21 protein-coding genes are annotated in these 22,649 nt (G+C 41.6%); 7 read left to right on the top strand and 14 right to left on the bottom strand.

Annotated elements, in window-relative coordinates:
* Positions 1 to 8: 8 nt before the first annotated feature.
* Positions 9 to 908, bottom strand: coding sequence for a phosphoribulokinase (locus tag PASHI_RS17295; protein ID WP_054561042.1), 900 nt, complete (start codon positions 906 to 908; stop codon positions 9 to 11).
* A gap of 230 nt (positions 909 to 1,138) precedes the next feature.
* Between PASHI_RS17295 and PASHI_RS17290 the strand changes: the two genes are divergently transcribed.
* Positions 1,139 to 2,008, top strand: a complete 870-nt coding sequence (locus tag PASHI_RS17290; RefSeq protein WP_062566488.1) for a hypothetical protein — start codon at positions 1,139 to 1,141, stop codon at positions 2,006 to 2,008.
* A gap of 65 nt (positions 2,009 to 2,073) precedes the next feature.
* A complete protein-coding gene (locus tag PASHI_RS17285; protein WP_062566487.1) occupies positions 2,074 to 2,439 on the top strand; it encodes a hypothetical protein in 366 nt (121 codons plus the stop codon).
* Positions 2,440 to 2,478: 39 nt separating this feature from the next.
* Here the strand turns inward: PASHI_RS17285 and PASHI_RS17280 are convergent, their stop codons facing one another.
* From PASHI_RS17280 to PASHI_RS17255, 6 genes are all read right to left on the bottom strand, one after another.
* Complete coding sequence (locus tag PASHI_RS17280) at positions 2,479 to 5,049, bottom strand: M1 family metallopeptidase (RefSeq protein ID WP_062566486.1); 2,571 nt, start codon at positions 5,047 to 5,049, stop codon at positions 2,479 to 2,481.
* 112 nt (positions 5,050 to 5,161) lie between these two features.
* On the bottom strand, positions 5,162 to 5,839 hold the full coding sequence (locus PASHI_RS17275; protein ID WP_062566485.1) for a site-specific integrase: 678 nt from the start codon (positions 5,837 to 5,839) through the stop codon (positions 5,162 to 5,164).
* Between the two features lie 217 nt (positions 5,840 to 6,056).
* A complete protein-coding gene (locus PASHI_RS17270; protein ID WP_054552718.1) occupies positions 6,057 to 6,407 on the bottom strand; it encodes a DUF2750 domain-containing protein in 351 nt (116 codons plus the stop codon).
* A gap of 17 nt (positions 6,408 to 6,424) precedes the next feature.
* Positions 6,425 to 7,003 carry a glutathione S-transferase family protein gene (locus PASHI_RS17265; protein ID WP_062566484.1) on the bottom strand — a complete coding sequence of 193 codons (579 nt, stop codon included), beginning with the start codon at positions 7,001 to 7,003 and terminating at the stop codon, positions 6,425 to 6,427.
* Between the two features lie 60 nt (positions 7,004 to 7,063).
* The gene (locus PASHI_RS17260; protein WP_054552716.1) at positions 7,064 to 7,345 is read right to left on the bottom strand and encodes a peptidylprolyl isomerase; all 282 of its coding nucleotides are present in this window, start codon (positions 7,343 to 7,345) and stop codon (positions 7,064 to 7,066) included.
* Positions 7,346 to 7,417: 72 nt separating this feature from the next.
* Positions 7,418 to 7,993, bottom strand: a complete 576-nt coding sequence (locus PASHI_RS17255) for a glutathione peroxidase (protein ID WP_062566483.1) — start codon at positions 7,991 to 7,993, stop codon at positions 7,418 to 7,420.
* A 75-nt stretch (positions 7,994 to 8,068) separates the two neighbouring features.
* Between PASHI_RS17255 and PASHI_RS17250 the strand changes: the two genes are divergently transcribed.
* From PASHI_RS17250 to PASHI_RS17240, 3 genes are all read left to right on the top strand, one after another.
* A complete protein-coding gene (locus tag PASHI_RS17250) occupies positions 8,069 to 8,560 on the top strand; it encodes a GNAT family N-acetyltransferase (protein WP_062566482.1) in 492 nt (163 codons plus the stop codon).
* Between the two features lie 143 nt (positions 8,561 to 8,703).
* Positions 8,704 to 10,653 (top strand): hybrid sensor histidine kinase/response regulator, encoded by a 1,950-nt coding sequence (locus PASHI_RS17245; RefSeq protein WP_062566601.1) that lies wholly within the window; start codon positions 8,704 to 8,706, stop codon positions 10,651 to 10,653.
* 19 nt (positions 10,654 to 10,672) lie between these two features.
* A complete protein-coding gene (locus tag PASHI_RS17240; protein ID WP_062566481.1) occupies positions 10,673 to 11,800 on the top strand; it encodes a response regulator in 1,128 nt (375 codons plus the stop codon).
* Positions 11,801 to 11,820: 20 nt separating this feature from the next.
* On the opposite strand, the gene queG is transcribed toward PASHI_RS17240, so the two are convergent.
* From queG to PASHI_RS17205, 7 genes are all read right to left on the bottom strand, one after another.
* The gene (gene queG / locus PASHI_RS17235; RefSeq protein WP_062566600.1) at positions 11,821 to 12,954 is read right to left on the bottom strand and encodes a tRNA epoxyqueuosine(34) reductase QueG; all 1,134 of its coding nucleotides are present in this window, start codon (positions 12,952 to 12,954) and stop codon (positions 11,821 to 11,823) included.
* A 71-nt stretch (positions 12,955 to 13,025) separates the two neighbouring features.
* Positions 13,026 to 14,243, bottom strand: a complete 1,218-nt coding sequence (locus PASHI_RS17230) for a methyl-accepting chemotaxis protein (RefSeq protein WP_062566480.1) — start codon at positions 14,241 to 14,243, stop codon at positions 13,026 to 13,028.
* A gap of 85 nt (positions 14,244 to 14,328) precedes the next feature.
* The gene (locus PASHI_RS17225; RefSeq protein ID WP_054561032.1) at positions 14,329 to 15,027 is read right to left on the bottom strand and encodes a glycerophosphodiester phosphodiesterase; all 699 of its coding nucleotides are present in this window, start codon (positions 15,025 to 15,027) and stop codon (positions 14,329 to 14,331) included.
* Positions 15,024 to 15,890 carry a DMT family transporter gene (locus PASHI_RS17220; protein ID WP_058585886.1) on the bottom strand — a complete coding sequence of 289 codons (867 nt, stop codon included), beginning with the start codon at positions 15,888 to 15,890 and terminating at the stop codon, positions 15,024 to 15,026. The genes PASHI_RS17225 and PASHI_RS17220 overlap by 4 nt, the downstream gene beginning before the upstream one ends.
* Before the next feature lie 87 nt (positions 15,891 to 15,977).
* Entirely contained in the window at positions 15,978 to 17,504 is a 1,527-nt protein-coding gene (locus PASHI_RS17215; RefSeq protein WP_082710970.1) for a polyamine aminopropyltransferase, read from the bottom strand.
* Positions 17,494 to 18,312 carry a hypothetical protein gene (locus PASHI_RS17210; protein ID WP_062566478.1) on the bottom strand — a complete coding sequence of 273 codons (819 nt, stop codon included), beginning with the start codon at positions 18,310 to 18,312 and terminating at the stop codon, positions 17,494 to 17,496. The genes PASHI_RS17215 and PASHI_RS17210 overlap by 11 nt, the downstream gene beginning before the upstream one ends.
* Positions 18,313 to 18,332: 20 nt before the next feature.
* The gene (locus tag PASHI_RS17205; RefSeq protein ID WP_062566477.1) at positions 18,333 to 19,181 is read right to left on the bottom strand and encodes a DUF350 domain-containing protein; all 849 of its coding nucleotides are present in this window, start codon (positions 19,179 to 19,181) and stop codon (positions 18,333 to 18,335) included.
* Positions 19,182 to 19,362: 181 nt separating this feature from the next.
* Between PASHI_RS17205 and rnr the strand changes: the two genes are divergently transcribed.
* Both rnr and rlmB read left to right on the top strand, forming a co-directional pair.
* Positions 19,363 to 21,846 carry a ribonuclease R gene (rnr, locus tag PASHI_RS17200; protein ID WP_062566476.1) on the top strand — a complete coding sequence of 828 codons (2,484 nt, stop codon included), beginning with the start codon at positions 19,363 to 19,365 and terminating at the stop codon, positions 21,844 to 21,846.
* On the top strand, positions 21,843 to 22,589 hold the full coding sequence (rlmB, locus tag PASHI_RS17195; protein WP_054561023.1) for a 23S rRNA (guanosine(2251)-2'-O)-methyltransferase RlmB: 747 nt from the start codon (positions 21,843 to 21,845) through the stop codon (positions 22,587 to 22,589). The genes rnr and rlmB overlap by 4 nt, the downstream gene beginning before the upstream one ends.
* Positions 22,590 to 22,649 lie beyond the last annotated feature (60 nt).

The following is a 22,649-nucleotide window of genomic DNA, read 5'->3' as shown; positions in this document are numbered from 1 at the left end:
CGAGTGAGTTAAATCGGCAAGTCAACCGGGGCTAAATTTTCAAGGGCGCGTTTTTTCAAAATAATATCTTTGATCAATGGGGTTAACACAAGCTCCATGGCTAAACCCATTTTGCCTCCAGGTACCACAAGGGTATTGATACGAGACATAAAGCTGCCTTCAATCATGCTCAAATAGTACGGAAAATCGACGTCATCTATGCCACGAAAGCGAATAACAACAAAGCTTTCGTCTAAAGAAGGAATATCTTTTGCGCTGAATGGGTTTGAGGTATCAACCGTTGGCACTCGCTGGAAGTTAATATGAGTACGCGAAAACTGCGGAGTAATATGATTTATGTAATCGTCCATCGAGCGCACAATAGAGCCCATTACCGCTTCACGAGAGTGGCCTCGTTCAGAGGTGTCACGAATGAGCTTTTGGATCCACTCAAGGTTGATAATAGGCACCATACCAATCAATAAATCGACATGCTTAGCAACATCATGATTCTCATCGACAGCACCACCATGTAGACCTTCATAGAATAAGATATCTGTATTTGATTCTAAGTCTTGCCAAGGGGTAAAGGTGCCCGGTAATTGGTTATAAGGGACCGCTTCGTCGAAAGTATGTAAGTAGCGTCTGATTTTACCTTGCCCGGTTTCGCCATATTGATAAAAAAGCTCCTCAAGGGCGCCAAAATCGTTAGCTTCTCGGCCAAAGTAGCTAATATGCTTGCCTTCTTGTTGTGCTTCACGGACTTTTTTATCCATTTCTGGACGTGTATAACGATGAAAGCTATCGCCTTCGATGAAGGCTGCATCAATGCTTAAGCTTCTAAAAATGTGCTTAATCGCATTGGTGGTTGTAGTAGTCCCCGCCCCAGATGAACCGGTAATAGCGATGATAGGGTGTTTAGCTGACATAATTATTCTCGTTATTGTTGATACCAGTCGGCATGAATTGTTAACCATTCTAGCGTGTTAAATGGTCAGTTACTTAGCTCGATTGGTATTATCGTGCATAAAATCAATCAGTAGAAACTGATAAAAAACGAACACGTCCTAGTTATAAAGGTCGAGCATGGTAAGGTCAAGTGACTGGCGGATTAATTAACGCTATCATGGGCTGATAAAAATTAAAACGAGAGAACAACATGAAATTGATTTCGTCTTTACTTTTCGTCGCAGCAGGGACATTTTTTACCAGTCACGTACATGCAGCGATGCCTAAAAGCGAAATATTACTTGCCGAGTTAGACACCCCATATGGTATGCAGGTGTCGCGAGTAACAGATGATAAAGCTTATAATAATCAACCATTTTTAGTTGATACAGGGCTTTACTATACCCATGAGGTTGTTGACGAAAATGGCCAGTCACAAACCGATATTGCGTTTTATGACTTTACATCTAAGAGCAGCGTGAATATCACCAACACGCCTGTCAGTGAATACTCGCCTACGCTGATGCCAAATCAGCAAGCCTTGTCGGCAATCGTGGTCGAAGCAGATGGCAAGCAAAAGTTATGGCAGTATCCATTAGCAGAAGAGCCAGCTGCAAGCCGAATTTTTGAATGGATTGAGCCGGTTGGCTACCACGCTTGGGGCGCTGATGAAGACCTGATCATGTTTATTTTAGGTGAGCCGCATACATTGCAATACACTCGTGTTGCAGCTGCTAAACCGCGTGTCATTGCCGGTGATATTGGCCGTACTTTAATTTTTGACAAGCACACAAACAGTTATTTATTTAGTTATAACAAAAACAACCAACATTGGGTTGCACGCTTTGCGCCGCAAACTGAGGAAGTTAGTGATTTATTTAGATTACCTGAGTCGGTGCAAGACTTTGCTTTAATTGACAAAGACACTGTGGCTTATGCGGTTAATAATCGAGTTCATAAGCGCAGCCTTACAGAGCCTGAAGTGGTATCACAGTGGCTCGATTTAAGACGCTTTTGTGAAGGCTCAATCTCACGGTTAAATTACAAACAGAGCAAACTGGCATTTGTATGTAATAAATGAGTAACGCTTTCAGCCTGATTGCTGTACTGTGGCTAAACTATCCACGTTATATGTAAGGAATGCCTTTGTCTTTTTCTGCCGAGCAAGTGAGTGTACAGCTGGTAAAAGCGGGCTGCCGCAGTAATTTTAAGATTAAGAATATTAACGAATTTATGCCAGCTAGCTCAAAAGAGGCATTTTATGTTCATGAGCAAAGTGGCCAGGCTAAAATTGTTATTAGACCTATATTTGAAGTATTCAGTGCTGATTTTGAGTCAATAGAGGGCATTACGCGAATCAAAGACTACTTTCACAGTAGTGAAATGACCCGCTTTCCAACTCGCATTTATAAAAGTGCACAGCCCATTCATTATGGTATTGCATTTAAAGTCACCTCACCTGACGCTGCTGAGCAATTTATAACTAAATTAACTGCTATTTTAGCGCAATAAAAAAGGGCCACATTGTGGCCCTTTTTGCATTTGCTTTAATTAGCGTTTAAGGAAGCTATTCACCGAGTTTAGCTCACGGTTTTTCAGTGCAATACAATCATTGATGCTTTCTTCAAGCTTACTAAGAGAACGTGCATAACCTGGTACTTCAGTGATTTTATCGTTGAAGAAGGTTTTGGTTTTTTCTAGGCTTTTCGCATCGCAGCTTGCCGTCGTGAAGAACGGTAAGTTTGGAACAAAGAACGGCGGTAAGTTCTTAGTGATGGCATCGTAATTGTTGTAAATCCACTCAATAAACAGTGCTTCACGCTCTTTACCATAGCCTAACCCACCTAGTAAGGTACGCATATCAGAGGCTGTTACGTTATCTGTTAAGCTGTATTCTAGAACCGCTTTTTGTAACTCAGGTTTACCAAAGTAACCCATCGCTGCCAGCATCTTAGTACGAACTTGTGGATCTTTGGTGGTTTTAAAGGTTTGTTTGTACTTTTCAAGTAACTTCGCATCGCCATGGTAAGCTGCAAGGTTTAAGTAAGTTGAGGCTAAATATGGGTCAACATTTTCAGGGTTGTTTAAGTACAGTGCCGCTTGTGCTTTTGCGGTATCAATGACTTTTTGATCTTGGCCATCAAAACCTAGACGGGCAATAACTTGCGCACGTAACTGTGATACCGCCGCGTCTTCACCTGTTTTTGCCGTTAATCCATATTGCTTAGCAGCTGGTGCAATGCTGTTACGGATAAACTTAGGCCATAGGTCACGGTTGCTGTCGTCTTCGAATACGCGTTTTTGAGAAGCAAGGTAACCTAATGCTGTGTTTGCCACTAATGGGTGAGCATCACTCACAAAGGCTTCTAAAGTTTGCATTAAGTGAGCCGCAGAGATAACACCTGCATCAAGTAATGAATCAACCGCAGAAAGTAGCGCTAAGCGCTCACGTACCGTTAGCTTGTCAGCAGCGTTCTCTAGTAGGGCATTAAACTGAGCATCATCTAATACCCAGCGGTAATAACCCATGGCACCTTGATCTGGGTAGATCCACTCAGGTTCAAAGTCGAGAGTTAGTTGCTGTGTTTCTTTATTCAGCAGTACACTTGCGGTTTTAACTTTGTCGCCCGCACCATACTTGATTGCAACCGGAACATTCCACAGTTGTGCAGGCGCATCAACGCCAGCATTTACAAAGCGGCTTTGGCTGATATTAATTTTCTTACCGTCTTGCGTTACTTTAATAAGTGGGAAAGATGATTGTTCGATAAATGATTTAAGAACACTTGCTACATCTTTATTAGACGCTTCGCCTAGTGCTTGCCATAGATCCGCGGCTTCTGCATTTTTATACGAGAATTTTTTCAAGTAAGCACGAATACCTTGCTGGAATGCCTCTTCGCCAATCCAGTTTTCAACCATAGATAAAACCGCACTCCCTTTACTGTAGGCAAGGCCAAGGCCATCCATGATATCAGCTTCAGTTTTGATTGGCTTACGAATAGGTTTAGTACTTAGACGCGCATCCAGTGCCATCACATGGTTTTGTGGTAAGTCTAAGTGCGACTCAAACTCAGGGTTAATTTGTGCAGTGATTTTTGCTGCCATCCAGCTTGCGAATGCTTCGTTTAACCATAAGTCATTCCACCACTTCATAGTCACTAGGTTACCGTACCACTGGTGCGCTAACTCATGGGCAATGATTGATACATTACGCTCTTTTTTGCTGCGCGTTGCTGTTGCTAGGTCTACTAGTAAAATGTCTTCACGGTAAGTCACTAGGCCTGCGTTTTCCATTGCGCCAAATGGGAACTCTGGTACTGCCACTGAGTCTAGCTTTTTGTATACGTAAGGAATGCCAAAATAATCTTCTAGGGCTTTTAACACTCGCGGCATATTTTCTTTTGCGTAATCAGCAAGGTGAATTTTACCTTGCGGAGTCAGTACACGGCCAGGGATTGGCATGCCTTTAATTTCAAGCTCTTCAAACGGGCCCACAGCCATAGCGACTAAGTACGAAGGAATCGGTGGCGTTTTGTCGAAAAAGTGCGTTGTCATATCGCCATCAACTTTGGTTTTTAAAACCGGTGTATTGGCATACACTTTTTGTGATGTTGGCGCTGTGATAGTCAGCTGAAATGGAATTTTATAACTTGGCTCGTCAAAAACCGGGAATGCACGACGCGCATCGCTCATTTCAAATTGCGTGAAAAGATAAGGTGTGCCTTGATCTAAAGTTTTATATAAACCAACACTTTGACGATTATAAGGGGCTGTAAAATCAACTTTTAAAGTGTATTTTCCTGGTTGGATTTTTTCTTCACAAGCGAATTTAACTTTGCCTGTTTTTAGCATTTCAGCACTTAGGTCACAGTTTTCTGCACCTAAAATTTTCGCCATGCTAACCGCATAATCAATACCGTTTAATTCGATATAATTCGTTGCTTTTAGAACCTCTAAAGCAATTTCGGTATGACCAGAAAAATTGTCTTTTGCAGGATCAAGCGTAAGTTCTACTTGTTGTGAGCTAGGCTTGGCAAGCTTTTCGATAACATATTCATTGGCATGGGCAGAGCTAACTGCAAGTGCAACACTCACCGTTAATAGGCTTTTTAAGAACATAAGTATCCCTGATTTTTTGTTGTTAGAAAGGCACCTGCTATGAGGGGCGAATCACCATGCTATCAGGTTTTAATTTGAACAGTAATAAATAGTTAGTAACAAAGTTTGTCAGTTAATTATGGCGGTCAATGAAACGCTGCCAATGCAGTTGCGGGTTTATTTGTCGTATGTTTTGCAGCACGGTATTTAATAACTGCATATCAGCAAAGCGTTGCTCGTTGAAATCTTTAAAACCAAGCAAGTAGTTAAAGGCGTCTTTGCAGTTGGCTTGCAGTGCATGAATTCGCACTTGTTGTTCAAAGTTGAGCCGTAAGCTGCTTATCGCGGTTTTCATACCTTGCTGATCAACAGTAGGAATAGCGCACTTTTGTAAATAACCAGCGCGTTCACCTTCACCCGAAAACCAAATACGTACTTTTTCGCTGTAGCGACCAGATTTAGCGGGTAAATCAAACATCAGTCGTTGCTGATTTTGCTCATTTAAATAGCCTAAGTATTGGTCAAGTCCTGCATCGAGTAATGCATTGTGGATAGGCACATAGCGGGGTTTTATCTTGCCATGTGTATGAAAATCAAAGCAGCGAATTCCATCAAGGGTGACAATATTATCAAGGGTTAAATGGCCAATTTCATCGCTGTAGGCACCGGTGTAATAAGCAAATAAAGGCAGCCAAAAGTGCCAATGCTTAGCTTGTTCACGTGCTAAACGCTGATCACCATAAATGTAACCATTATACAGGGTATGTAATTCCATGGCCGAAAAGGGCCTACGACCAAGATGGGACTTCAACCTAATACCTTGATAATAAAGATGTGTCGAAGAGTATAACTGATATACCCAAACCACCTCAAGATGCGAGCTTCAGTTGGAATTAAAAGCGATTTAGGCAAGGCATTGATTGCAAGTAATAGTGGTTCTATTGTTAAAATCAATATAAGTATCAAGTTTCCAGCTAAACGACACTGCCATAAATACGGCCGTGTCGTTATAAGCTTAAGGGTTGCGATTAATCGCAAAGAGCTTTAGCTAAACCAACCGGTTCGATTTCAACGCATACTTGATCATCGTTCCAGTTTAAACCAACAAGCGCATCATCTTCGTTAAGGTCTTCAACCCACTCATCAAGAAATTCGTCTAGGCCAATTTCAACAGGGGTATAGTCTTGCCACTCATCTTTACATTGTGCTTTTGCAGCGTCTTCAGTACCCCAAAGTAATAGCACATCTGTGTCGCTAAATTGGTTTGATTCACAGACAACAAAACCACCATCTTCGGCACCCAGTGCCCACATAGATTCGTTCAAACGAACTTTTTCTACAAAGCTAACTAATTCTGATTCAATTTCGATATCGCTCATTTGCGTAACCCTTATCTTTATATTCGTGGATCTGTTTGTTGTACCGCCGCTTTATCGGCGAATTTATGATAAAAATCAACTAAGTTTTCTAGTTGGCTAAAATCAGTTAATTCGCGGAAGCGGATCCAATCTAGCAAGCAGTATAAACTGATGTTGAGGTATTCACAGCTTTTAAATACTGGCTCCGATAAATGAGTATTCAAATAGGCTAATGTTTCAACAATTCGTTCATTCTGTAAATTAAAAAATAGTTTGTCGCTGTTGGTATCAAACCCTGAACGCTGACAAAGTAAAATTTCTACCAGTGAATCATTGCAGGCATTGATAATGGTTAAGTAGTTCTCTTGCTGCCAGCTAAGTAACGGCTGATCAGCTTTCTCGAGCAGGTAGCGAATAATGGAGTTGGAATCACATAAGGTAAAATCATGGTCGATTAATACAGGAATTTTTCTGGCAGGGTTATGAGCAATCATGGTTTGTCTGTCTTGCTCAGAGAAAATATCCAAATTAATAAAATCAATAGGTAGGTTATTAAGTTCCGCCCAAATCCGAATACGGCGCACAAAAGGTGAGGTAGTAGAGCCTAGTAATTGCATGATGGTATCCTTTGCAAAAAAAAGCCGCTGTGAAGCGGCTTTTTGAAATCAATTTGTTAATTAGTCAGTACGGCTTGTTACTTCTAGAAGATGATAACCAAACTGGGTTTGCACTGGGCCTTGTACTTGGTTAATTGGTGCAGAGAATACGACTTTGTCGAATTCTGGAACCATCATGCCAGGGCCAAACTCACCTAATGCACCACCATCTTGACCTGATGGGCAATTAGAATGAGCACGAGCAAGCTCTGCAAAGTCAGCTCCTTGCTCAATTTGCTGTTTTAAATCTAAACAGTGAGCTTCACTGTCTACGAGAATGTGTCTTGCACTGGCTACTGCCATAACATCTCCTAATGTGTGTTTTAGTATTAAATTACTAGTTTAGTTCAATATTTACCGAACGAAAAATTAAATTTATTTTGCAGTTAGCTCAGCTTCAATTGCATCGCGTAAAGTTTGCGATTGTGGCTTAGTTTTACTATTAAAGCGCTGCACTGTCTTACGGTCAGCAGACACTAAATATTTGTAAAAGTTCCAGTTAGGTGAGCTAGTTGCTTCGTTTAGGTGTTTGAATATCGGGTTTGCATCGCTACCGCGAACGGCACTGGTAGCAAGCATATTAAAGGTTACGCCATAATTGATGAAACATACTTTTGCAGTGTCTTTTTCATCGTCTTCTTCTTGGAAAAAGTCATCTGATGGAAATCCTAATACGACCAAGCCTTGGTCTTTATATTCTTTATGAATAGCCTCTAAGCCTTCAAACTGGCCGGTAAAACCACAATTACTAGCTGTATTGACTATTAGGAGTGGTTTGTCTTTGAATTCGCAGAAGTTAATTGACTCTTTTGAGCGTAACTTTCTCATAGTGACATTGGTAAAATCATCACATTGGCTGCTTGCTTTAGCAGCTGGCGTAGCCTCAGTAGTTTGTGCTGCAAGGTTGGTTGTTATTAGGCCTGCTGCAAGTAACAAAGCATATTTATACATAGTTATTTCCCGCTAGTTATTTGTGATGAATATACGCTAATATGCAGCAAAGTGATCATTTAATTTCAGCTATTTATGACGATTCGCAAAGCAACACAAACCGATTTAACTGACATAGTCGCTATTTATAACGAGACCATCCCTGGTCGTATGGTAACTGCAGATACAGAAGAGGTATCGGTTGCAGACAAACAAGCTTGGTTTGATAGCCATACAGAGAAAAGACCTATCTTTGTTTTTGAGCAACAAGGTAAAGTGCTTGCTTGGCTGAGTTATAAGTCATTTTATGGCCGACCTGCCTATGATGGTACCGTTGAAATTAGTATTTACATCACCCAGCAAGCTCAAGGGAAGGGGCTAGGTAAACAATTGCTTACATTTTCAGAACAGCATGCAAAAACACTTGATATCAAGGTGTTATTAGCTTTTATCTTTAGCCATAACCTACCGAGCATAAAACTGTTTAATCGCTTTGATTACAAGGTCTGGGGAGAGCTTCCTGAGATTGCGATCATGGATGATAAAGCCTATAGCCTTACTATTTTAGGTAAGCGTTTAGACAGTTAATTAGCTAAAAAGCTAATAAAAAATGCGGTACAAATTGTGACCCATTGCGATTTTAGGCTACGCTAAAATAGGTATTTATTATTAAGCGAGTCTAGTCTACTGTGCGAAGAATATTGATTGTTGATAGCAATAGTGTTTTAGCAATGCGGGTCAAGGTGCTGCTAGAGCTTATTGGCTGTCGAGTTGAGCTATTACATTTTGCAATGGTTGATGATGCTGTTTTAGAGCAAGACTTTGATCTTGTTGCAGCTTCTCATGGTGTGCCAACCACTGTTATTAAAACGCTAATGGGAGTGTTCTCACAAGAGCATTTCTTGCTGTTAGCGCCTAAAGCGCAGCGTAGTGATTTACTAGAGCATTTTAGTGAAGTAAATCGCCTATTACCTAATGCTGTGGTGATTTACCCCTTCTTTGCAAATAAAGAGATTAGCTCTTTATTAGAAGGGGTACTTGAGCTCGACAGCGATAATATTCTTCAACTTCCTACCGTGTTACTTGTCGATCACTGTGCTGAACGTTTGGCGCAAATAGCCCTAAACCTCAAAGGGGCACATATTAAAACCTTCACAGCTGATAATACTGCATCTGCTGTGGATGTTATTAAAGAACAGAGCATTGATTTACTCATTAGTGATTTTACTTTTACTGATGGCACAGGGCTTGAGCTCTTTAATAAGCTCAAAACATGTCAGCCTAATAGTCGTTGTTTACTTTATACCTCTAAGCCAGATCAAGTCTCGATGGTAGCAGCTATTCGTCAAGGGGTAGAAGATGTGCTCATCAAGCCGATTGATGATAATAGTCTGCTGCAATCAGTACATAAACTTTGGCAGACAGAACTATTAAGGCGTCATAACACTGAATTAGTAGAGCGTTTGCAAAATACAGTTGATGCACTCATTGAAAAAGACAGCTTATTACGGGTCATTTTTAAGCATACACCCGATGCCATTATTCTATTTGAGCGTGGTGGTAAGGTTATAGAAACTAACGACGCCTGCGAGCAGCTGTTTGAAAAGCCGCTGAAAGAATTTGAGAATTGCTCTGTTTTTGAATTTTTTGATGTGGCATCAACTGAGCGCATCAAAGATAAGATTGCGACTTTAAGTAAAAACCGACAATTTAGTTGTGACTTACGACTACTCAAGAAAAATGGCAGTGAGGTGCCTTTAGTTGGCTCGTTTAACGAAATCGACCACCACGGAGAAATTGCGCTAGCGGTGATCTTTAAGAACGTTACACATCTTAAAGAGAAAGAAGATTTACTCGTTGAAGCTAAAGATTTGCTTGAAGAAGAGGTCAAAGCCCGTACTGCTCAGTTAGAGCATGCTAAAAATGTGGCAGAAGCGGCAAATCATAGTAAATCTGAGTTTTTAGCGAACATGTCTCATGAACTTAGAACACCTATGCATTCTATTTTAAGCTTTGCTCGCTTTGGGCTTGATAAGGTTGCTAATGACGATTTAAGTAAAGACAAGTTAAACAAGTATCTATCTAGAATTGAGCAAAGTGGTGAGCGATTATTATCGCTGCTAAATAACTTACTCGATCTATCAAAGCTCGATGTCGGGAAATTCCCGTTCAATCCGCAAAAGCATAACTTAAGCAATATTATAAAAACCAGCATTGATGATGTGTCGGGCACAGCCCTTGAAAAAAGTATTGCTATTCGGCCTATAGGTTTTGAACAAGGCATTGTGCTTGAGTGCGACGAAGAACAAATTAATCAAATTATGCGTAACTTGATCGGTAATGCACTGAAGTTTAGTGAGCCGAATAGCGAAATTGATATTAGTTTAGCGGTGAATGAGCAGATGGCCGAAATCGCTGTTATTGACCGCGGAATAGGGATCCCTGAACAAGAGCTTGAAAAGATTTTTGCTAAGTTTGAGCAAAGCAGTAAAACCAACAGTGGTGCGGGAGGCACTGGGCTTGGATTAGCTATTTGTCGGGAATTTGTAGCCTTACATCAAGGCACTATTTCGGCAAGTAATAATGAGTACGGGGGGGCCACTATTTTGGTACGGCTGCCCTTAGAAATAGACTTGCCGCAACACTTGGCAAATGAACAACAGTCTATATCGATGAATTAATAAAACGGAAGAGATAATCATGGCCTTGAAACGTATTTTAGCGGTTGATGATGAACCATTTAATTTAGAAATTATTGAAGAGATCCTTGAGGATCTCGATTTTGAGCTGAAAATGGTTAATAGCGGCCCAGAATGCTTAGAAGTCGTTGAAGAGTTCGACCCTCAAGTGATTTTACTCGATGTGAGCATGCCACAAATGAGTGGTTACGATGTCTGTCGTAAGCTCAAAGAAAACCCCAATACGCAAAAAATTATTGTGATGTTTGTCTCAGCCAGAGGCACCGTTGAGGAGCGCATGGAAGGTTATTCTGTTGGTGCAGAAGACTACATTGTTAAACCATTTAGCCATAATGAGCTCAAGCTTAAGTTACAACATTTGAATCAAGTGCTAATTGAAAAGGAATCGCTAGAACAACAAGTTGAAGATGCTACGTCAACGGCATTTAATGCGATGGCAAACAGCAGTGAAATGGGACAAATTGTTAATTATATTGAGCATATAGGTTCAATAGATAACGAACATGAACTCGGCAAAGCCTTTTTAAACTGTTTAGGTGCATTTGATTTACAAAGCAATGTGGAGTTTAGATTAGATAACGAAGTATTACATTTCTCTGTGTCGGGTGTGTGCTCGCCGATTGTGATCGAGCTGTTTGAAATGCTGAAAAGCAAAGGTCGATTGCACGAGTTCTCAAATCGGATTTTAGTAAACTATGAAATGATCAGTTTGCTTATCTTAAATATGCCTGGGCAAGACCCCGATAAGCATGGTCGAATTCGAGATCATATTTGCTTTTTAGTCAGTGTTACAGAGCAGCAGCTTAAAGCGATTCTCACTAAAAAAGAGCTACTTCAGCAGCAGCAACAGTTAAATGATGCTGTAAGTAAGGTGCACAGCAAATTTACAGGTTTGATTGAGCTTTTAAATGAAAACCGTATCAATAACGAAGCTGTATTTAAGCGGCTTCAAGAAGACTTAGAAAGTCGCATACCGACCATGGGCTTAGATGAAGACCAAGAGGTGTTCATCTATCAAAAGGTCGATGAAACCATTCAAAACTCAGTGGCTCGAGAGGAGTCAGTAAAAGGGGTTAAAGCAGCCTTTAAAGAAATTGAAAATGACTTATCACTATTATTAACGCGATAGGGCAAAGCTTGAACTAGTCATCAAGCATCTCTGGGTAGGCCTTTTTCAACAATGCGAATTAAGCGCGCCGTTTTACGAAGCTTTAACTGGCGCTTATTTTTTTGCTGATCAAGCGCCCACTCGATATGCTCAGCGACCAAAGCTGTAGCGGTTGTTAACCTTTGCTCTAAAGCCTCGATTATTTGCTCGTTGTAATCAGCGTTACCTAATCCGACAGCAAGGTTTCTTAACCAGCGCTCGTGACCAATACGGCGTATAGGGCTGCCTTCGGTATTTTTAAGAAAGGTTGCTTCATCCCATGCAAATAAAGTCAGTAATTCTTGATCTTTAAGTTGCTTTCTTGGGTGAAAGTCAGCTTCATCGGTGAGTTGACCGTAGCGATTCCATGGGCATACTAACTGACAGTCATCACAGCCATAAATGCGATTCCCTAACAGTGGGCGATACTCTTCAGGAATTGCGCCTTGTAATTCAATAGTAAGGTAAGAGATACATTTACGGGCATCGACTACATAAGGCTCGACAATCGCACCGGTTGGGCACAGTGTCATACAGGCAACGCATTTCCCACAGCCTTCAAAGCTATTCTCATCATCAATAGGTAGTGGTATATCAACAAACAGCTCCCCTAAGAAAAACCAAGAGCCCGCTTCTTTATTGATTAATAAACTATGTTTTCCACGCCAGCCCAAGCCTGCCTTTTCGGCTAGTTGCCTTTCAAGCACTGGAGCTGAGTCAACAAAGGGACGAAAGCCGAGCTGGCCAACTTGCTGCTCTATTTTTTGGCCTAACTTTTTCAGACGGTTGCGAATTAACTTATGATAGTCACGACCCAATGCATAGCGACTAATGTACGCTTTATCAGTCTGTTTGAGGTTTTTAGCAAAGCTTGCATCAGGCGGCAGGTAGTTCATTTTTACTGAGATGACTCGCTGCGTGCCAGGTACCAGCTCTGCTGGGCGCGCTCGCTTCATACCATGGGCTGCCATGTATTCCATCTCACCGTGATAGCCTAAATCTAACCAGCGCTGTAGCTGCGCTTCATGCTTCGTTAGGTCAATATCAGTGATCCCGACTTCTGCAAAGCCAAGGTCTTTACCCCATTGCTTTATTTGCAGTGCGAGTTGTTCATAATCAATAGAAGGAGTTGTCACGGTCAATAAAAAAGTAGCCAAGAAGCGGCTACTTTAACATAGTTTGACTCAGAGCAGCAGTTAAAAGCCGATCACACAAAGCGTTTTAACTGCTCTTGGGTTTGTTGGCTCAGTTTATGGGACTGTTGGCAATCAGCGAGTGATTCATCAATTTGCTGCTTAGCTTGCTCACCCAAAGCCACAATTTGCTCAACCGTTTGATGGGTCTGGGTTTGGGTTTGCTCTAGTAAATGCACCGCGCTGACAATCTGTTGTAGTTGTTGTTGGTTTTGCTCAAATTCGCCAAGCATATTGCTAAAGCCTGTTGAGGTGTTGCTAATGGCAGTTTCAGCTTCACTCGAGTGGCTAATTAACTGCTCAGACTCTTTATTGGTTTCGCTAACGAGGGTGTTCATCTGATTAATAAAATCGCTGATCTGGCGAGTTGCATCGTTTACTTTAACTGAGAGCGATCTAACTTCATCGGCAACCACCGCAAAACCTCGGCCTGCTTCACCTGCACGTGCCGCTTCAATTGCAGCATTTAGGGCAAGCAAATTGGTTTGGTCAGAAAACTCTTCAACCATTTTTAAAATGGCGCGAATGTTCTCGCTGTTTTCTTTAAGGCCAGACACCGTTGCTGAGAAGTTACCCAAAATTTGGCTAATCATCGCGACCTTTTTAACTAATGCCGATAACTCAGTGGCTGAGTGCTTAACAAAGTTTAAGTGTTCACTATTAACATGATGCACGCTGTCAGTATTTGCTGAGATATTCTCAAGGCTTGAAGTAATTTGGTTGCTTGAATCAGTAATGGTTTGGCTGAATTTTATTTGCTGGTGGCTCATTTCTGCAGTTTGCTGCATTGAATGAGTCATCTTTGAACTACTATCTGCACTGGCTTGTGCACTTTGGTAAGTGGTGGCTAATAGGTTTGCTAAATGAACAGTAAAGGTATTGTACTGCTCACTTAAATCACGAAACTCATCATAGGTAAAATGCGGTAGCTTGGCAGATAAATCAGCATCATGGCGGTTGATTTGCTCAAGTGTATCGCGCATTGCTTGCACTGGGCGCACAATTAAAAAGCGCATGTAGAAAACAGTAAAAATAAAGCTGGCGACGATAACAAAGGTCATTAACCAAAATAGTCCCATACCAGCTTGTTGCTCTGAAAGGCTGCTATAAAGCCAGATCAAAGTAATGGCTTGAAACGCAAACACAAAACCTAAATTACCGACAATCTTACGTGTGAGGGTGTAAAAGAAAGTTTGTTCGATAAAATTGTAAATGCGCATATAGCTACTCATTAAGGTGTTGTGTTGATTCATTTTGGCGTAATTTTTTTATTATTCAATGTCACATAATTCAACAGTATAGCTTAGTTTTGTTGAGTTACAGTGACTGCAGTGTCATTTGTGTATGACACGGAAAATTAGTAAAAATACCATCTACGCCATACTCTAGCATTAATTCGATATCTTCCACTTTATCGACCGTGTAAGCATAAACTTGAAGGCCGCGTTGTTTTGCGTCAGCAACAAACTCATGGTTTATAAAGTTTTTATCTACATGAATGCTATAGGCATGGAGTTTTTGCGCAAACTCGCTGTAATTAATTGGAATAGAAGCGGTAAGTGCACCAATCTTTACCCACGGCAATTTTTGCTTTAGCCACATCAGTTGGTGGTGATCGAATGAAGAGACTAGCAGGTTATCCCGAGAAATTTTCCCAGCGCTAACGTTTGATTCTATAAGCTCTACAAATTTATCTAACGAAAAAGTATGTTTAAGCTCTAAATTAAGTAAAGTTTTATCAGCAACCCAATCGATTGCTTGTTGTAAAGTGGGCACACACTCGCCATTGCCTGCATCGTATTGTTGAATTTGCTCTTTTGAGCAGGCGTTTACTTTACCGCGACCAGAGGTTGTACGATCAAGCCAAGTGTCGTGAATAATCATGTAATCATCAAGGCAGCTTTGCACATCAATTTCGATGCCATCTACTGCTAAATCAACAGCTGCGATAATGGCGCTTTGAGTATTTTCTGGGTAGGTACCACTGGCACCTCTGTGAGCGAATACTTTCATCATTGCTTATACCTACGAGTCACTGACCATGTTTCATAAAAAGCGGCACTAATCACCAGTGCGCCACCAATAAGAGTGCTAATTGAAGGTTGCTCATGCAAAATTAAAAAAGCGAAAAACGTACCGTATAAAGGCTGCAAACACGATATCAAACCAGCGGTTGAAGCTGATAAGTTTTTTAGGCTTGCTGCAAACAGTGAGTGCGGTGCTGCTGTAAAAATAACTCCTACGGTAATTAATAGCAGCCAATTTATTGTATCAACTTGTAATGGCGGTACTTCGACAAAGGCGCACAGCATAATGCAGGCGATCCAAGTTTGATAAAGCATGGTTTGTGGGCCGCCATATTGGCTAAAGTAACGCTTGTGAACGATATTTCGAAACGCAAAAAAGAACGCTGACAAAATGCCAATAGCAATACCTAGGGTGACATCATTGCCTAAGCTGGCATCAGGAATAAGTAAATAAATACCAAGCATCACCACCAAGGCGCTAAAAATATCTTTGAGCTGTGGTTTACTGCCATGAAATAAAGGCTCTAAAAATACCGTGATAACAGGGTAAGTAAAAAAGGCAATCATACCGACTGCAATACCTGCTAGTTGCATACCTGCGAAGTAGGTGAGCCAATGTATTCCAACAGTGACGCCAAGTAACAAGGCTATAAGGTAGTCGCGACGCGAGTGAAGCTTAATCGCTTTGTGTTGAATTGTAAGTAAGATCAGTAAGGCACAGCCTGCAATTGCTGTTCTGTAAACGGTAATATCTAATGCACTTAAGCTGACTAGCTTTGCGAATAATGCAGTACCACCAAATAGGAGTACTGCAATATGTAGATATATTAGGCTCTGTTTGTGCGCCTGCATTACAAACCTTGTTATTGTTGTTATTAACTCTCTTTGTAACGGTAATCCTTTACTTTGTAAACTCCCCAAATGGGCTAATCCATTCGTTTAGTTCCAATATTTCCATCCCTGCAAGTAATAGTGCAGCACATTAGGCTCATCAAGCGTCGATACTTTTTCATTGTTAGCGCTAATATCCGGGGTAAAAATAAACAATTGTGCGTCATTTTCAGGGCGGTAAAAGCGGGTTTTAACATGCAATACTTGTTGGTTACTGCACATCAAGTTGCAAGCCATAACAAAGCCCCATTCGCCAAAAGAGGGCACATTCAAATGATAAGGCAAGGTGTGCGTAAAGCCTGCTGCACTGAGCGTGTTATTGATAGACCAAAATGCTTGCTTCGCAAAAAATGGGCTGGTGGCCTGGGTCACTACAATACCGTTATTTGGTAGTCGTGTTTTTACTAGTTGATAAAACTGCTGACTGTAAAGGCGAGCTAAATTGATTGCTTTTGGATCCGGTAAATCAATAAAAATAATATCGAACAGCTGTTCGTTTTGCTCAATAAACACATAAGCATCTTGATGAATAACCGTCACTTTAGGGTCACTGAGTGAGTGCTTGTTAAGTGTTGTCAGGTTGTGATTAGTTTGCGCAAGCTTAGCGACTGCTGGATCTAAATCGACTAGGGTAATAGATTCTATTTGCGGGTACTTCAAAAGCTCTCTAGCTGCTAAGCCATCGCCACCGCCTAAAATTAGAATACGTTTGGCATTACCATGGCGCACCATAGCGGGATGGATAAGCGCTTCGTGATAGCGATACTCATCAATCGATGAAAACTGTAAGCCACCGTTTAAATAAAGCCGAATATCATCTTTATGACGAGTCAGTACGATTTGCTGATAGGGTGTTTGCTCTGAGTGTACAACACGGTCATCGTAGATTTGGCTTTGCCAAAGATGGGTGAGCTGTTTACTAGCAAATAAGCAAAGCACTAATACTGAGCAGACTAAAACTAATGTGAGTCTAAGCACTTTTCGACGATTTGGGCTGATATGGTCGATAAAGTACCACAGCAATAACAGCGCAATACTTAGATTCATTAAGCCAAAGCTTAAGGCTGTTTTAAAAACCCCAAGCCAAGGTAAAAATAGAAAAGGAAACAGTAAAGTCGCAAGCAGGGCGCCAAAGTAGTCAATAGATAACACATTGGCGAGGTTTGCTTTTAGCGCATAATGTTTTTCCATTAGGCGACTTAACAGCGGAATTTCTAAACCAATCAAAATACCAATTAAGCTGGTGAGTAAAATACTAATTGCTTGCAGTGGTAAGCCAAACGCATAACAGAAATACAATAAGGGCACACTTAAGCCACCAAGTAGTGCAAGCAGTAGCTCAAAACCGATGAAATACACCAGCAATGGCTTATCAGGCACAAAACGCGAAAAATAAGAGCCAACTCCCATTGCCGCCATATAGACGCCAATTGTCAGAGAAAATTGGGTGATGCTATCACCCAAAAAGTAGGCACCAGTGGTTGCGATCAGTAGCTCATAGATAATTGAGCAAAGGCCAGCAACAAAAATACTAAACAGTAAAATGTGGCTTTCGCGAATTGAGTTATTTTCCACCTGGGCCGCCTCGTGAACGGAAACCTGCACTGCCAATACTTTGTTCACGCAATTGTTTATCAACGCTTATCGTGAGGTGGTGATAGGAGTAAACTTGCCAATCTTGCTCTTTGTCACCTTTGCTATATGCCAAGAAGGAAAAGAAGAGCACGGGTGCTAAAAACAGTAACGCAATAGGCCAAACTGAGATACGCGATTCCATTGCTTTTATAGCCTCAGGGTTTAACTTATTGATTGGTTTATAAGTAATATCGGAGCCTTCACGCTCAGCTTCTAAACGATGCAGCATTACAAATAGCGCTACACCGCCGATGAAGCCAGAAATCCATAACAGCGGTAGCATGAAATTACTGTTACCTTTGATTGGGATTATACGAAACGTATAACTAAAATGTTCGGCACGCTTATTTGGGCCAAACGTACTACTGACGTAGGCGCTATATTGCCCCTTCTTAGGGAAGTGGACATCGTGATGAGTATAATCACGGTACTCAGTCCATTTACCATCTGAATCGTGTCCGGTTTCGGCCCAAAGTTCATCAGAGTAACTAAATAAGTAGTTACCATCAGGGTCAAAAATTTCGATATCAATGGCTTTCCATGAGTTTAAAGGCAGTCTGCCTTTAATTTCTAAGCGCATCATTTGGCCATCTTCTGGCACTGTAAATAGGTAAGGTTTGTCTTGTCCGTCGTAGTCTTTAAAGTTGCCATATTGGCCACTAATAAGTGGCGCTTGTAGATCTGCACGTATCACTAAGCAAACAACAAATGTGATAGCGGCAATAATAAAAAGCTTATAGATGTTCATCCATTACTCCATAAATAAGCTTAAATAGCGATAGTGATGATAACAGCAACACAGATTGCAATGCTGCTTTCAATAACCGCAACGGCGGTGTTTTTGTCGTGCATTGCTTGGTCGAGTGAAATTTTGCTAAAGATAATTTTATCAACGAGGTAACGCACAATTGGTAAAATTAAAAAGCCAAATAATGCGTCAATAAAGAATAAGCTTAAGCTTTGTTGCCAAGTATGAAAGCCACCAATAAGCGCATGACACAAGATAATAGCTAACGCCAACATGGTGCCAGAAAAGCTAAGCGCAACGGCTTTGTTGCCTTTTTCGAGCTGTTCGTGAAGATTAAAAGCAGTGAGGTGATCATAGCCTTTGGCAAAAATGATCAGCATTAGTTGCCCTAAAAAATAAAACACTATGGCTGATAACCAGCTGCCTTCACCGGTTAATGCGCCACCAATGATAAGTGCTGCGGCCATATAGTTTGCTGCTTGTACTAAGCCCACAGCCTCATTTTGTTGGTTAATTAATTGCTCTTGGTTACAGAACAAACGCAGCAGTAATTTGTCATTTAAAATACGTGAGCAAGTTAGCAGCACCATACCTAATACACTGTACAGTGATACATTCATCAAATCGCTTAGTAAACCTTGACTAGGCCCAGCTAAAACAAAGCCATAAATAATGGTAATTGCCCCTAAGTAGCCGCCAATAGATAAACCCAAGGCACTGTTGGCATTGTCGGTTAACTGGTTGGTGGTGTTATAAGGGGTTGCTAAGTTATACGACAGTTTTGCAACGGCTATGATTGCAATGAATAGACCAATATAGGCGCTGTTGTAGGCCATCGTTGCGAGGTAGTGGGTTAAGTTAATATCCATATAATTATGTTAGCTTGTTGTTATTTTCCGAAAATATTAACACAGAGTGTTTGTTGCAAAGAATATCAAAGCTTCATTTTTGGCAGAATTAATCAATTTCTTAAAAGTTTCATAGCTTTTGCCTGTCTCATTGTTAGGTTATGGGTTAAAATAACAACATAACCAACTAACAAGATAGTGAATGTCAAAACAGGATCCAAATCTCAGTCGAGAACAAGAAAAGTACGAAAACCCCGTCCCTAGCCGTGAGTTTATACTTACTCACTTAGAATCTCGCGCCAAACCAGCAAACTTCACACAACTTTGTGACGAATTACATGTGAATGATACAGAGCGTCAAGTTGCGTTCAAACGTCGTTTACGTGCTATGGAGCGCGATGGTCAACTGTATTTCAATAAGTTTAAATGCTACGCATTGATCGATGAATCTGGCCTAGTTAAAGGCAAAGTCATTGGTCATCGTGACGGATTCGGCTTTTTAGAAGTTGAAGGTGAGAGTAAAGATTGGTTTATCGCGAAGCACCAAATGAATATGGTGTTGCACGGTGACATTGTGCTTGCTAAAGGCAATCGCAAAGGCTCAAGTGGCAAATGCGATGCACGCATCATTAAGGTTTTGACCAATGAGCGAGCCCCGATTGTTGGCCGCTATTTTGTTGAGCATGGTATTGCAGTTGTTGTGGCTGAAGACCCACGCATAACGCAAGATATTATGATTCTACCGGGTAGTGAAAATGGCGCGCGCCACAACCAAATGGTGCAGGTGCAAATTACCCAAAACCCAAGCCGACATATGAATGCGGTAGGTAAAGTCACTGAGGTACTGGGTGAGCACTTAGCACCGGGTATGGAAATTGAAGTTGCACTACGCAATCACGATATTCCTCACGTTTGGCCTGAAGCGGTTGAAAAGCAAGTTGCTCATTTAGGTGAGTTTGTTGATGAACAGGCAAAGCAAGGTCGCGTTGATTTACGTGACTTACCGCTGGTGACAATCGACGGTGAAGATGCCCGAGACTTTGACGATGCCGTTTATTGTGAGCGCAAACCATCAGGTGGTTGGCGTTTATGGGTGGCCATTGCCGATGTGTCGCACTACGTAGGAATGAACACGCCTCTGAATAAAGAAGCGATTGAACGTGGTAACTCAGTATACTTCCCTGAGCAAGTTATTCCGATGCTGCCAAAAGTGTTATCGAATGGCTTGTGCTCATTGAACCCAGAAGTTGACCGTTTATGTATGGTTGCTGAGATGACGGTGTCAGAAGCGGGTAAGTTGTCTGGGTATAAATTTTACGAAGCGGTGATGAATTCACACGCTCGTTTTACCTACACTAAAGTGAATGCGATTTTACAAGGCGATGAAAAGCTGCGTGAAGAATACGCCAAGATGGTGCCACATTTAACTGACTTACAGCAAATGTACATGGCACTTAAAGCTGCTCGCCAAGAGCGTGGTGCGATTGAGTTTGAAACCTTAGAAACGCGCTTTGTGTTTAATGCACATCGTAAGATTGAATCAATCGTGCCTGTGGTTCGTAATGATGCACACAAACTTATCGAAGAGTGCATGATTTTAGCGAACGTATCGGCAGCCCGATTATTAGAAAAGCACGAGGCGAGTGCGCTTTATCGTGTGCATGATGAGCCTGATGCTGAAAAGCTTGGTTTCTTCAGAAACTTTTTATCAGAGCTTGGTATCGAAACTGCGATTTCTGATGAGCCAACACCAAAAGAAATAACCCAAGTGTTAGCTAAATTAGGCGACCGCCCAGAAGCTGAGCTTATTCAAACCATGTTGCTCCGTTCAATGAAGCAAGCGGTTTATCAGCCAGATAACATTGGCCACTTTGGTTTAGCTTTACCTGCCTATGCCCACTTTACATCGCCAATTCGTCGTTACCCTGATTTAGTGGTGCACCGTGCAATTAAAGCGGTACTTAAAGCGCAAGGTCAGCAAACATCGGGTGAGTATGCCTACACTGATGACGAAGTTGATATTTTAGGTGAGCAGTGTTCAACCACTGAACGCCGTGCTGATGATGCGACTCGCGAAGTGGCAGATTGGCTTAAATGTGAATTTATGCAAGACCATGTTGGTGACGAATTTGGTGGGGTGATCTCATCGGTAACTAACTTTGGTTTATTTGTACGCTTAGACGATTTACAAATCGACGGCATGATCCATGTAACTAACCTGGGCAATGAGTACTTCCATTACGATGGTGCTAAGCATTGCTTGATTGGTGAACAAACTCACACCGTTTATCGTCTAGGCGATAAATTAACGGTTCAGGTGTCATCTGTCAGTCTTGATGAGCGACGTATAAACTTAGTGTTAGCAGGTGAGGCGCAACAAGACCGTTATGCGCGTCGTCGTGGCCGTAGTGCCCCTGCAAAACCAAGTGTTCGAGCCCAGCTTAAAGCAGGTAAAATTCCTGGTAAAAAACCGCAGTCAGGCAGCTTTGAGGCAAAATCAGGCGACAAAGAGAATGAAAAACGTGGCAAGTCTTCACCTTCTAAAGGGCGCAAAAAGCCTAATAGTAAACAAGCTGATGCTGTAAAAGCCGGCAAAAAGAAGAGTAAGAAAAAAGCCACCAAAAAGGCAAAAAGACCGGGTAAGAATGCCCGTAAACGTAATGGCCGAGGAGCAAATAATACGTGAGTAATGAATTAATTTTTGGTTTTCACTCAGTTGAAGCAATATTAGCAAAAGAGCCTGAGCGCTTTTTAGAAATATACGCTTTAAAAGGGCGTGAAGATAAACGTTTAAACCCGGTTATTGACCAAGCACGTAAATTCGGTATTTCTGTACAATTTATGCAGCGTAAAGCGCTTGATAATAAAGCAAATGGTGAGCAGCACCAAGGCATTATCGCTAATGTGAAAGCGGCGCGCATGTATAACGAAAAAGATCTAGATGAGATCATAGCCCGTGAAGAAACGCCTTTCTTATTGGTGCTTGATGGTATAACAGATCCGCATAACTTAGGTGCCTGTTTACGTAGTGCAGATGCTGCGGGCGTGCACGCGATCATCGTTCCTAAAGATAAGTCTGCAAAACTGAATGGCACAGCGCGTAAAGTAGCATGCGGTGCGGCAGAAACAGTGCCATTGGTGCAAGTAACCAATCTTGCGCGTACGTTACGTGAAATTAAAGATGCTGGCGTTTGGGTTGTCGGCACTGCCGGTGAAACAGATACAGAGTTATTTGATGCAAATCTAACAGGGCCAATGGCTGTTGTTATGGGTGCTGAAGGGGATGGTATGCGCCGCCTTACTCGTGAGCATTGTGATTTATTAGTTAAAATCCCAATGGCTGGTTCGGTATCTAGTTTAAATGTGTCAGTTGCGACCGGTATTTGTTTATTTGAAGTGTTACGCCAGCGTAATGCAACGCAAATCTAACTGCCGCGAAAATTTCAGACACAAAAAAAGCCGATGTTACATCGGCTTTTTTGTATCTAA

It is taken from the genome of Pseudoalteromonas shioyasakiensis (assembly GCF_001550135.1).
Taxonomy (GTDB): domain Bacteria; phylum Pseudomonadota; class Gammaproteobacteria; order Enterobacterales; family Alteromonadaceae; genus Pseudoalteromonas; species Pseudoalteromonas shioyasakiensis.
The sequence above is the reverse complement of the archived record's forward strand: the minus strand, read 5'-3'. Positions and strand labels throughout refer to the sequence as shown.

Excerpts from the sequence above, each read along its gene's own strand:
- PASHI_RS17295 (WP_054561042.1), bottom strand. The coding sequence starts at position 908 with ATGTCAGCTAAACACCCTATCATCGCTATTACCGGTTCATCTGGGGCG.
- PASHI_RS17290 (WP_062566488.1), top strand. The coding sequence starts at position 1,139 with ATGAAATTGATTTCGTCTTTACTTTTCGTCGCAGCAGGGACATTTTTT.
- PASHI_RS17280 (WP_062566486.1), bottom strand. The coding sequence starts at position 5,049 with ATGTTCTTAAAAAGCCTATTAACGGTGAGTGTTGCACTTGCAGTTAGC.
- PASHI_RS17270 (WP_054552718.1), bottom strand. The coding sequence starts at position 6,407 with ATGAGCGATATCGAAATTGAATCAGAATTAGTTAGCTTTGTAGAAAAA.
- PASHI_RS17265 (WP_062566484.1), bottom strand. The coding sequence starts at position 7,003 with ATGCAATTACTAGGCTCTACTACCTCACCTTTTGTGCGCCGTATTCGG.
- PASHI_RS17260 (WP_054552716.1), bottom strand. The coding sequence starts at position 7,345 with ATGGCAGTAGCCAGTGCAAGACACATTCTCGTAGACAGTGAAGCTCAC.
- PASHI_RS17255 (WP_062566483.1), bottom strand. The coding sequence starts at position 7,993 with ATGTATAAATATGCTTTGTTACTTGCAGCAGGCCTAATAACAACCAAC.
- PASHI_RS17250 (WP_062566482.1), top strand. The coding sequence starts at position 8,069 with ATGACGATTCGCAAAGCAACACAAACCGATTTAACTGACATAGTCGCT.
- PASHI_RS17245 (WP_062566601.1), top strand. The coding sequence starts at position 8,704 with ATGCGGGTCAAGGTGCTGCTAGAGCTTATTGGCTGTCGAGTTGAGCTA.
- PASHI_RS17240 (WP_062566481.1), top strand. The coding sequence starts at position 10,673 with ATGGCCTTGAAACGTATTTTAGCGGTTGATGATGAACCATTTAATTTA.
- PASHI_RS17230 (WP_062566480.1), bottom strand. The coding sequence starts at position 14,243 with ATGAGTAGCTATATGCGCATTTACAATTTTATCGAACAAACTTTCTTT.
- PASHI_RS17225 (WP_054561032.1), bottom strand. The coding sequence starts at position 15,027 with ATGATGAAAGTATTCGCTCACAGAGGTGCCAGTGGTACCTACCCAGAA.
- PASHI_RS17220 (WP_058585886.1), bottom strand. The coding sequence starts at position 15,890 with ATGCAGGCGCACAAACAGAGCCTAATATATCTACATATTGCAGTACTC.
- PASHI_RS17210 (WP_062566478.1), bottom strand. The coding sequence starts at position 18,312 with ATGAACATCTATAAGCTTTTTATTATTGCCGCTATCACATTTGTTGTT.
- PASHI_RS17205 (WP_062566477.1), bottom strand. The coding sequence starts at position 19,181 with ATGGATATTAACTTAACCCACTACCTCGCAACGATGGCCTACAACAGC.
- rnr (WP_062566476.1), top strand. The coding sequence starts at position 19,363 with ATGTCAAAACAGGATCCAAATCTCAGTCGAGAACAAGAAAAGTACGAA.